At 37.1% G+C, this 10634-nt stretch carries 10 protein-coding genes; 4 read left to right on the plus strand and 6 right to left on the minus strand.

Going from position 1 to position 10634, the window contains the following annotated elements; genetic code table 11:
* Positions 1-135: 135 nt before the first annotated feature.
* Positions 136-546, plus strand: coding sequence for a BrxA/BrxB family bacilliredoxin (locus ABN763_RS18390; protein WP_410486970.1), 411 nt, complete (start codon positions 136-138; stop codon positions 544-546).
* 138 nt (positions 547-684) lie between these two features.
* Here ABN763_RS18390 and ABN763_RS18395 read toward each other — a convergent pair whose 3' ends face one another.
* Positions 685-2121, minus strand: coding sequence for a S41 family peptidase (locus tag ABN763_RS18395; protein WP_410486971.1), 1437 nt, complete (start codon positions 2119-2121; stop codon positions 685-687).
* A gap of 58 nt (positions 2122-2179) precedes the next feature.
* Here ABN763_RS18395 and ABN763_RS18400 point away from each other — a divergent pair, with 58 nt between their 5' ends.
* Positions 2180-2914: a lysophospholipid acyltransferase family protein gene (locus tag ABN763_RS18400; protein WP_410486972.1), complete on the plus strand. Its 735-nt coding sequence runs from the start codon at positions 2180-2182 to the stop codon at positions 2912-2914.
* Positions 2911-3564 carry an HD domain-containing protein gene (locus ABN763_RS18405; protein WP_410486973.1) on the plus strand — a complete coding sequence of 218 codons (654 nt, stop codon included), beginning with the start codon at positions 2911-2913 and terminating at the stop codon, positions 3562-3564. The genes ABN763_RS18400 and ABN763_RS18405 overlap by 4 nt, the downstream gene beginning before the upstream one ends.
* On the opposite strand, the gene ABN763_RS18410 is transcribed toward ABN763_RS18405, so the two are convergent.
* The 3 genes from ABN763_RS18410 to ABN763_RS18420 form a co-directional block, all read right to left on the minus strand.
* Entirely contained in the window at positions 3561-4814 is a 1254-nt protein-coding gene (locus ABN763_RS18410) for an RNA polymerase sigma factor (RefSeq protein WP_410486974.1), read from the minus strand. The genes ABN763_RS18405 and ABN763_RS18410 overlap by 4 nt on opposite strands.
* Positions 4815-4861: 47 nt before the next feature.
* A complete protein-coding gene (locus ABN763_RS18415) occupies positions 4862-5209 on the minus strand; it encodes a YciI family protein (protein ID WP_410486975.1) in 348 nt (115 codons plus the stop codon).
* Between the two features lie 75 nt (positions 5210-5284).
* On the minus strand, positions 5285-6358 hold the full coding sequence (locus tag ABN763_RS18420) for a PA0069 family radical SAM protein (protein WP_410486976.1): 1074 nt from the start codon (positions 6356-6358) through the stop codon (positions 5285-5287).
* Between the two features lie 173 nt (positions 6359-6531).
* Between ABN763_RS18420 and ABN763_RS18425 the strand changes: the two genes are divergently transcribed.
* On the plus strand, positions 6532-7956 hold the full coding sequence (locus tag ABN763_RS18425; RefSeq protein ID WP_410486977.1) for a Gfo/Idh/MocA family protein: 1425 nt from the start codon (positions 6532-6534) through the stop codon (positions 7954-7956).
* 115 nt (positions 7957-8071) lie between these two features.
* Here the strand turns inward: ABN763_RS18425 and ABN763_RS18430 are convergent, their stop codons facing one another.
* Both ABN763_RS18430 and ABN763_RS18435 read right to left on the minus strand, forming a co-directional pair.
* On the minus strand, positions 8072-8854 hold the full coding sequence (locus tag ABN763_RS18430; RefSeq protein WP_410486978.1) for an enoyl-CoA hydratase/isomerase family protein: 783 nt from the start codon (positions 8852-8854) through the stop codon (positions 8072-8074).
* Positions 8855-8902: 48 nt separating this feature from the next.
* Entirely contained in the window at positions 8903-10309 is a 1407-nt protein-coding gene (locus ABN763_RS18435) for a sensor histidine kinase (protein ID WP_410486979.1), read from the minus strand.
* Between the last annotated feature and the right edge of the window lie 325 nt (positions 10310-10634).

The raw sequence follows: 10634 nt of genomic DNA on the forward strand, positions 1-10634 counted from the left end.
TATTGGTTAGTAGAACTGTTTATTTAGGTGTTACATTCTTTTAGACATATTTAACAAACGGTAGAATCTGTACCAATGAAACACCATGATTATTACCTATCTTTGTACTTTAATTGTTACAAAAGAAAAGTACTTATGTATCCACCAGAATTAGTAAAGCCAATGCGTGAAGACCTAACAAGTGTAGGCTTTCAAGAATTGCATACAGAAGCCGATGTTGATGCAGCCATCGCAAAAGAAGGAACAACCTTAGTTGTGGTAAATTCCGTTTGTGGTTGTGCGGCAGCAAATGCACGTCCAGGAGCTAGAATTTCACTTCAAAATGCTAAAACACCAGCCAATTTGGTAACCGTTTTTGCCGGAGTTGATCGTGAAGCTACGGACAAGGCAAGAAGTTATATGATACCATTCCCTCCGTCATCACCTAGTATGGCACTTTTTAAAGATGGAGAGTTAGTGCATATGTTAGAGCGCCATCATATTGAGGGACGCCCTGCCGAAATGATTGCTGAAAATTTAATTGAAGCATATAATGAACATTGTTAAGCCCTCATTTAAGGTAGAGGTCTAAACAAGCCAATTCGAGCGGAGTCGAGAACTTATGTTCTTTAATAACTATAGGTTACGACTGCGCTCAATTTTATCTTTTTGAAATCAAGAACTTTTATTTTTAGCTCTCCCTTATTATCGTAGTACATTTATCGCTTGTACTATCCAATCTTCTTGGTTATCAAAATATATATCTGGTGATATCCCTATCACCTCATAATTTCTTTGTTCTTCATAGCGCGTCATTGTACATGTTAAGGTGAAATTATAGCAAGGTGTTTTTACACTTCCGACCTCGCCATAACCGACGTAACCTCCCGAATTTTCTCCAACTAATACTGACTTTTCACTTTTCTTAACCCAAAAAAGTAGTGTTTCACATGAGCTTGCACAATTTCTGTTTGTGATGACAACGACCTTTTTGATCCAGGGTGCCGTTTTACGCTTGTTCATTTTTACTTTTCTACCCTTCGATCGGGGAATCCAGCTATATGGTTTTGCCTTTTTCATCATTTTTAGTTCATTTTCGAACCAAGCAATATCGCTTTTACTATAATTAAGCGTATCTTTTTTTGCGCCTTCTGTCCAACCTTGCCAAACCTTAATATTGTCAGGAGTTACCCAAATATCAACTTTATCCGTATTAAATGAATTTGCATATATATACCTTAACAACGGATTCGCATTAGAATCACTACCTCCTCCGTTGTTTCGTACATCAATTATTAAATAGGGTGTGGTTTTGATCTTTGGAAATGCCTCTTTATACAATGAATCGATAATAGCGCTTCTTCTTCCTGAAAAAGAAGGGATCCTTAAATAGGAAATGCTGTCTTGCAAGTTTTCATAATAGAATTTGTTAGAAGCGTTAACGGTTTCATCATTGTATCTATTTAAGGACGTTTTAAACCAACTCGTCCCCAAAATGCCATTGATAAGCGAATAGTTAGGGTAAAATCGAATGGAATGATTTCGTAAAAAAACCAAAGCTTCTAAGCCACCAGTAGGTTTTTCTTTAAGCTCAAACTTCACTTGACCCGGCTTCCAGATTTTTGAATTTGAATCGACAATAATTCCCACATAATCCCTAAGTGCAGTTTTACTTTCAATTACCATCACTGTATATGCGCTATCCTTAGTTTCGTAAATACCTCTTACATCCTTTAAGGGATATTGCTTAATGTCAGTATCGTTGAGGTTAATTATTTCTCTTGATAAAAAAATGTTTGAAGATTTAAAGTCTTCGACCGACACGGTATTACTTTCGTCAATAACGGGCATTTTCATACGTATTGATGAATGATTATCTTTAAAAAACTCAACAAATTGTGTTAACACCTTAAAACAAGCTAGTTGATTTTTTGATGCTAGAGCAGCTTCTTGCAAGTCTTTTTTAAACTGATTATAGAAGGATCTGTTTTCATTGGTAACGTTATCTTTAAATCCAGGCAGATTGCGCTCATAATACCCAACTACAAAATCTAGTTCTTTTTGGCAATTGCAGCCGTTTTGTGCTTTGGTAATAATCGGGAAGAATTGCAACACCAAAAACAAGACAATAAATCGAACCATTTCTTTTTTATTTTAATGACTACACTTACATTGCAATGTTACACTTTTGGTTTTAACCATGCGAAAAATTCTTGCTTATCCATTAACGGTTATCTATTTCATTTTCTTCGGACTGACCTTGGTTATTTTTCACCCAATACAATGGATATGCCTTAGAATTTTTGGATATCATGCTCATAAAGTTAGTGTGGATTGGTTAAACTTTTTCTTGCTAAGATGTTTGAACCTTTTAGGGACTCGTTTTTCATTTAACAACCCTTATAACATTCCTACCAATCGGCCTTGCATTATTGTTGCCAATCATCAAAGCATGTACGATATTCCTCCTATTATTTGGTATATGCGTAAGTATCATGCAAAATTTATCAGTAAAAAAGAACTTGGAAAGGGTATACCCAGTATCTCATTTAACCTAAAATATGGCGGTGCTGCTTTAATTGATCGCAAAGACCCTGATCAGGCTTTAAAAGCCATTCAGAATCTGGCGAAAAGCTCTGAACAGAACGGTCGGTCTGTAGTTATATTTCCCGAAGGAACCCGCAGTAGAACGGGGCATCCCAAGAAATTTCAAACAGGAGGACTGAAAGTGCTTTTTAAGGGAATTCCAAGCGCGATAGTTGTTCCTATTAGCATTAACAACTCTTGGAAGACGCTTAGATATGGGAAATTTCCCATGGGTATTGGTACTCATATGAAGTTTCAAGTACATGAGCCTATTGAGTTAGCAGGAAAAGATCACGATACCCTTATACAACAAATAGAAAAAACGATTACTGAAGCAATTATCGTATGACCGATTCTGACATAATTGAGGAAACTATTCAATTTGTAAAAGAAACATTGAAAGATGCTGAAGGTGGCCATGACTGGTTTCACATACGTCGGGTATTCAAAAATACCTTACTTATCGCCAAGGACGAAGAAGTAAATTATTTGGTGGTAGGACTTGGGGCATTACTACATGACATTGCAGATAGCAAATTTCATAATGGTGACGAAACGGTTGGACCAAGAATAGCCGTCAACTTTTTAAAAAGTCTTAATGTTGATCAACCTACTATTGATCATGTTGTAAACATTATTGAAAACATCTCATTTAAAGGGGGCAAGGAAGCCCAGAAATTTAAATCGGCCGAACTTGATGTCGTTCAAGACGCTGACCGCCTGGACGCTATTGGCGCTGTTGGTATTGCCCGATGTTTTAACTATGGCGGATTTAAAAATAGGGTGCTATATGATCCAGATATTTCGCCTAACTTAAATATGAGCAAAGAAGAATACAAGAAAAGCAAGGCCCCCACCATAAATCATTTTTATGAAAAACTACTGCTGCTTAAGGACCGTATGAACACAAAAACAGGTCGTAAATTAGCTGAAGGTAGACATGAGTATATGTTAGGTTTTCTAGAACAGTTTTATGCTGAATGGAACGGGGAAATTTAAGAGGTAAGAGTTCTTCTTTTTTCTTCAAGATGTTTCTTTTCCATCTTGTTAGTTGTTAACGCTATGGCGTTTTTCAAAAGCTTCGATGCGGTCTCCGGACTATTCATAGCTATCATTAGCTCCGCTTTTATTGCAAAATATAATGCGTCCTCCTCAAAATAATCTGACTCTTCATATTTCTTAATCTGCACTAATGCTTTTCTTGCCCCATTTACCTTAAAAAAGGGAATGATTCGATTCAACTGTACCACTCTCGAGTACTGCCTTCTTAATTGAGCATCGTATAACGATAAAATTGAATCCCATTCAGTATCCTCAAAACGAACCGCCTTGCAATGGTAATATGAAACTGCCGCTTCTAACTGATAATTTGAAATTGGGCTGCCTTGAGGCTTTGATTTTTCTAAATGATGAATGCCAATGTTTATAAGCTGTCGATTGTATTTTTCTCTATCTTGATTTTCTAATGTAATTAGGTTCCCCTTGTCATCAATTCGTGCTTCAAAACGAGCAACATGAAAGCACATTAACGCAATGAGACCATGTAAATCGGGATGTTTGCAATAGTCATTTTTATTTAACAACAAAGCAAGACGAATTGCTTCATAACAAAAATCCTTTTTAATAATCTGCGTTCCCAAAGTCGCTGAATACCCTTCAGTAAACATCAAATAAACAACCCTTAAAACACCAAAAAGTCTGGTTTGCAATCCCATTTCAATAGGTATTTTTAATGTTTTAATATGTTGCTTGAGTTTCTTTTTAGCTCGAGTAAAAGACTTGGCAACAGCCTCTTCTTTTTTTAACACCACCCTTGCAATTTCTTTGTTGCTAAAGCCTCCAATAAGTTTTAAACTTAAAATGATCTGCGAGTCAATTGACAGTGAAGGATGACAGCATGCAAAAATCATTTTCAATTGACTATCATTAATTGCATTATCAAGGATCTCCTTATCCTGTTCATTTTTTGAGGTTTTATTTGTAAAGTCTTTACATTCTTTTAATTGGATTCTTGCTGCTTTTCTTAGCGCATCAACCAAAGTGTTTTTTGCCACTTTTAAAAGCCAGGCTGTTGGGTTTTTGGGAATTTCTTTATAACCCCATATCTGCATTGCCTTTATTAGGGAGTCTTGAACTGCATCTTCTATATACTCGATATTATTAGTGCCAAACTTAGCAACTAATATGGCTATTATCTTACCGTATTCACGCCTAAATAAATGATCAATATGTTGATTTGTGGTCTCCAAATTATTTAGATAAAGAGCCTGAGGCTTTACCCAGGCTCTTTATATTTTCACATGTCCAATGATAAGATTTCACGAACTTCTACACTTGCATCATACTCAAAAATTGGACACCCCTTTGACATCTCAGTCGCTTCATCAAGATTTTTTGCCGAAACAATTAAATAGCCCCCTACCAATTCTGCGCCTTCAGCGAAAGGCCCATTAGTTACTACTTTACCCTTATTTTCAACAACCTTACCCTCTCCATGAAGTGGAAAACCATCAACTAAGTGGCCTTTGTTTTTTAAACCTTCCATCCAAACTCCCCATTTTTCCATATGAGATTGTTGTTCACTGGGTGATAGCTTGTTAAACTTATCATCTCCTCCTCTAAATAAATACAAAAAATTACTCATTGTGTTAGATTTTAAATTAAAAATAATTGATTTGTACATGTAAGACGGAACCGCATACTTTTTTTGGACACTTTTTTAAAAAAGTTTCATTTGGCCATCCTTATATTGTTCGTGCAATTCAGTATTTAAAGCTGGCATCTTAGTCTCTTTAAAATATTTCATTCTTGCCAAATGCATCATACTATGCAATTGATCTGCCATTTTCCCTTCACCAACTTTTCTTTTTCCAAAACGGCTATCATTTAAATTCCCACCATGACATTCTCTTATTTGATTTAGTACTTTATCTGCCCTATCGGGCATGGTTTTCTGAATCCAATCGGTAAAAATTTTGCCAATAGCCCCATTTAAATGAACCACTGTAAAAGCTATTGATTGTGCACCATGATCCTTCGCGGCTTTAGCCAAATTCAATATCTCATGACTATTTATTGATGGGATAATAGGAGCAATCATCACATTCACCGGAATTCCATTTTTAGAAAGGGTATTCACAGTTTCTAATCGCTTTTTAATACTTGCCGTTCTAGGTTCTAAGACATGTCTTGTTTTTTCGGATAACGAGGTAATAGAAACATTTACCCCCACCAAATTATCTCGTTGCAACTCACATAAAACATCAAGATCTCTAAGTATTAAGGCATTTTTTGTGATCAATCCCACTGGGTGCTTATACTTTAAAAAGATCTCCAAGCATTTTCTGGTAAGTTTAAACCGTCTTTCTGCAGGCTGATAACAATCAGTATTTCCCGACATCACTATAGTACAGGCTTTCCAGTTTTTATGCTTAATTTTTTTTTCCAAAAGATCAGCAGCGTTCTTTTTTACTAAAATCCTTCTTTCAAAGTCTAATCCTGCACCATAACCCCAATATTCATGAGTATTTCTGGCATAACAGTAAATACAACCATGCTCGCAACCTTGATAAGGGTTCATGCTATACATCATGCCCACGTCTGGACTAGTCACCTTATTTACCATGGTTTTTGGAAAAACTTGAATGTACCTAGTCTTGTTGTTATCAGCATCTTCGTTGCTTAATCTACAGTGCTCTAAAAAGTCATCTCTTGTTTCGTGCTCAAGCTCTAAAAACCGATTATGCACATTAGCCTGTGCACCTCGGCCTTTGACCTTAGTGTCATTATTCATCTATAAAAACGGGGAAAGAAAATTGAAAAGTAATGGGGAATCTTCCCTTCAAAAGTAGCAAATAAGCTTGGCTAAAAATGTTAAAGCTTATTCTTTAATTACTAACAATTTGAAGAACGTTTCTTTTTTGGCTAACTTCAACCAACTAATACCTATTAAACCATCAACCAAAAATGAAAAGAAGAACCTTTATCAAAAATTCAGCTGCCGCAAGTGCCGCTTTTACCATTGTGCCAAGTTTTGTTTTAGGAAAAGAGCACGTACCACCAAGTGATACTCTTTATGTAGCCGGTTTCGGAGCGGGTGGTCAAGGTGGTGGGGACCTTAGACGTCTTTACGAAACCAAAAAAGTAAAGTTCGTTGCTTTTTGTGATGTTGATTTTGAAAGAGCAAAAGGCACATTTGAGGCAATGCCGGATGTAAAGAAGTATAAGGATTTTAGAAAGGTTTATGACAAACATATAAAAGATATAGATGCTATTTGTGTGGCTACACCAGACCACACCCATGCTACTATTGCGTTGCCTTTTATACGTGCGAAAAAGCATGCATATGTTGAAAAACCATTAACACATAACATTCGGGAGGCTAGAATGATGACCGAGGCTGCAAAGGCTAATGGCGTTGTAACGCAAATGGGAAATCAAGGTGCTTCTAGTGATGGTAGTCGTCAAGCAAAAGAATGGATTGAGTCGGGTATTATCGGAAAAGTGTACAAGGTAGATTGTTGGACCAATCGACCAGTATGGCCTCAAGGTGTTCCTATTCCGACAGGGAAGCATAAAATACCGAAAACACTAGACTGGGATCTTTGGTTAGGACCTGCCGCTAAAAGGGATTACAACCCAGCTTATTTACCATTTAAGTGGAGAGGCTGGTGGGATTTTGGAACCGGTGCCTTGGGTGATATGGGTTGCCATATTATGGAAACGCCTTTTAGTGTATTAGGTCTTGGTTACCCAACCGAAGCGGAAGCAAGTTGTACAACCAATTGGGTCGGAGATTTTCATGAAGCAGATTATGTGGCCTCTTGTCCGTCTTCATCTATCGTTCGATTAAAATTTGATCATGAAGAGCATGGAGAAATTGCTTTAAACTGGTATGATGGCGGATTGATGCCTGATCTTCCAGATGAATTAAAAGATGGCGAAACCATTGGAAACTGGGATGGAGGTTCTGTTATTTATGGCACCCGAGGTATTTTAGTAACTGATACGTATTCACAAAATGCCAGGCTACTTCCATCTGGTTTAAATAAGATTTTTACAGCTCCGGAGCCTTATCTTGATCGTGTTGAAGGAGCGACCGGCGGCCATGCTGCTAATTTTGTCAATGCTTGTTTGACTGGAGGCAAGGCCTCATCTGATTTCTCCGTATCTGGACCACTTACAGAAGCTGTTCTAATGGGTAATCTAGCGATTAAAGCGTATCAGTATAAAGTGCTTAAACCTGGAAAAAAACCAACTTATTGGGCTCCTTATGAGTATCCAGGGCGCAAAAAAATTATGTGGGATGGAATCAACATGAAGGTGACTAATTATGATAAAGCCAATGAATGGGTGAACGGTATTTATCGTAAAGGTTGGGAACTTTCTTAAAATATATTGTTCTCAGTGTCGCCTGGAGTATAGCGTGAGGTTGTATTGGATTTATCTATTAGGTGTTCCCGACCATTCGGGATTCGACCTTACCTTCTAGCTATAACTGATTCCCTTATTTTCCGGGAAAATTAGCTTGGCGTTTTTCTAAAAAGGCTGTTGTACCTTCTTTGAAATCTTCTGTGCCGAAGCAGGCGCCGAAGTTTTCAATTTCGGTTTCAAAACCATTAACACTATCTTTAAAATTCGCATTTATAGCTGTTATTGCCTTACCGATAGCTACGCTGGAATTACGCATGATTTTTCCTGCGATTTTCTGGCAATTAGGTAGTAAATCTTCTTGTGTGGTTACATAATTTACCAAACCATAGTTTAATGCTTTTTCTGCGTTAATCATTCCCGCAGTCATTACCATCTCCATCGCACGGCCTTTACCGATTAGCTGAGGCAAGCGTTGTGTACCCCCGTAACCTGGAATTACTCCCAACGACACTTCGGGAAGCCCCATTTTTGCATTGTCGCTCGCTAGTCTGAAATGGCATGCCATTGCTAATTCTAGCCCGCCACCTAATGCAAAGCCATTAACTGCTGCAATCGTAGGAGTAGATAGATTTTCGATAAAATCGAATAGCAATTCTTGTCCTTTTGCGGCCAATTTACCTCCTTCATTCACCGAAAAATTTGCAAATTCTGATATGTCTGCTCCTGCTACAAAAGCTTTCTCTCCGCTGCCCGTTAAGATGATCACTTTAGTCTCCGCACTATTATCGGCATTGTTGATCGCATCGTGCAGCTCTTCAATAGTTTCCTTGTTTAAGGCATTTAGTTTAGAAGGGCGATTAATCGTGATTGTCGTTACTCCGTTAGAATTTTCTACAAGAAGATTTTTATAAGACATAGTAATGCTTTAATAATTGATACAAAAATACGTGTTCTTTAGAAGATTTTACTCTTTTGGAAACGTCACTGTAAAGGTTGTGCCTTTCCCTTCTTCCGACTCGAAAGAGATCGAGCCCTTATAGGTCTCAATGATATTTTTAATCATAGGAAGGCCTAGTCCCATGCCACTAGTTTTAGTGGTAAACTTTGGTTCGAATATTTTTGATTTATTCTCATCAGAAATCCCATTTCCATTATCCTGTACCTTAATAATCACATCGCCATTATTTTGGGTAACACCCACCAAAATTTCTGGTTTTTCAACCTCTTTCATGGCTTGAATTGCATTCTTGACCAAATTAGTTACGACTCGAATTAATTGCGTTCGGTCTAATTTTGCTATCACTTCTTTTTCAGAAGTAGAGAAGTAAATGTAATTCTCATTAAAAATATCAAGTGCAAGCTTTACAATTTTTACCACATTTAAGGTTTCCTTTTGCTGCGCCGGCATTTGAGCAAAGTTTGAAAATGCAGAAGCAATCGAACTCATGGTATCTATTTGTTGAATTAGTGTTTTGCTATACTCATCAACCTTTTTATTAATATTGGGGTCTTCAGGGTCAAATTTACGTTGAAAACTTTGTACACTTAAACGCATGGGAGTAAGCGGATTTTTGATCTCATGAGCCACTTGTTTAGCCATTTCTCTCCAGGCTTGCTCCCGCTCGCTAGTTGCAAGTTTAACAGCGCTTTCTTCCAACTCATCAACCATACTATTATAGGCATTAATTAAACCAAAAAGCTCTTCACTTGGGTTTTTTAAAGTGATCTTTTCATTGCGTTTATCTAAAGCTGTTTGATTGATCTTATCACTTATCGTTTTAAGCGATTTTGTAATGTATTTTGAAATAATAAATGCAAGTGCAATAGCAGTAACGAGCATTAATAAGTATGCAAAGGCGAGTCTTTTTAAAAACTCGATTAATTCCATATTACTAAAGGAATCGTCTTCGTAGTAGGGGAGATTTAAAATACCTATAGGCTTAAACTTTAAATCGGTAATGTAGGTATATGAATTACGTACATCTCCGGCCGCTGTGGTTTTTTTACGTACAGCTTTTTTATCTGCGCTTCGGGCCAACTCCTCGATAATATCATTGTCTATCTTCTTTTCAGCAGTGTAATCGGTAATACTAGCCCTAGAACTTTGTACTAGGTTACCTTCAATATCATAAATATTAAAATGTACACTGTGAACATCAGCTATTTGGTGAATTTTGTCTTTAAAAATGAGTCCCAGACGCTCTGAAGTTCGTTCCCATGTGGTATTTTTAATGACGTACTTGATATTTTTTTGAAGTTGCTCAACCTTTCTTTCTGAGCGTTGTTTATTGTAGTCTTTTGCTTGTTCCTGATATTGATAAATGGTAACGGCAGCAATTAATACCGATGCAATCACCACCAGAAAGATCATGGTTATAAAGATGCGTGAACGGAGCGATAAACGTTTTGTAATCATAAACTGTTAGCTGATTACAATATAGCAATTATCACACCAAAGTATTTAATGCAAAAAGTGTTTATGTGAAACGCTTTTGAAGAACTTGGATGAATAGATGTTAGAAACTAGAAATTGTTCTTTATAAAGAGGGAGCTGCTATTACACAAAGGTGCAAAAAGTTTCACAAACATGTCTAGTAAAAGACCGATTGCCGACCAAAAAGATTCTGATGCTACGATCGGGATTAGCCAGGTGCTTGTTTGATGTTCGGCTTGGCTGTCTTCAAACAGAACCTTAC

Origin of the sequence: Spongiivirga sp. MCCC 1A20706, from assembly GCF_046524175.1 — a bacterium.
In the GTDB taxonomy this organism is placed as follows: Bacteria; Bacteroidota; Bacteroidia; order Flavobacteriales; family Flavobacteriaceae; genus Spongiivirga.

What these genes read in the sequence shown, in the direction of transcription:
- ABN763_RS18390 (WP_410486970.1), top strand. Translation starts at nt 136, where the DNA reads ATGTATCCACCAGAATTAGTAAAGCCAATGCGTGAAGACCTAACAAGT.
- ABN763_RS18395 (WP_410486971.1), bottom strand. Translation starts at nt 2,121, where the DNA reads ATGGTTCGATTTATTGTCTTGTTTTTGGTGTTGCAATTCTTCCCGATT.
- ABN763_RS18400 (WP_410486972.1), top strand. Translation starts at nt 2,180, where the DNA reads ATGCGAAAAATTCTTGCTTATCCATTAACGGTTATCTATTTCATTTTC.
- ABN763_RS18405 (WP_410486973.1), top strand. Translation starts at nt 2,911, where the DNA reads ATGACCGATTCTGACATAATTGAGGAAACTATTCAATTTGTAAAAGAA.
- ABN763_RS18415 (WP_410486975.1), bottom strand. Translation starts at nt 5,209, where the DNA reads ATGAGTAATTTTTTGTATTTATTTAGAGGAGGAGATGATAAGTTTAAC.
- ABN763_RS18420 (WP_410486976.1), bottom strand. Translation starts at nt 6,358, where the DNA reads ATGAATAATGACACTAAGGTCAAAGGCCGAGGTGCACAGGCTAATGTG.
- ABN763_RS18425 (WP_410486977.1), top strand. Translation starts at nt 6,532, where the DNA reads ATGAAAAGAAGAACCTTTATCAAAAATTCAGCTGCCGCAAGTGCCGCT.
- ABN763_RS18430 (WP_410486978.1), bottom strand. Translation starts at nt 8,854, where the DNA reads ATGTCTTATAAAAATCTTCTTGTAGAAAATTCTAACGGAGTAACGACA.
- ABN763_RS18435 (WP_410486979.1), bottom strand. Translation starts at nt 10,309, where the DNA reads ATGATCTTTCTGGTGGTGATTGCATCGGTATTAATTGCTGCCGTTACC.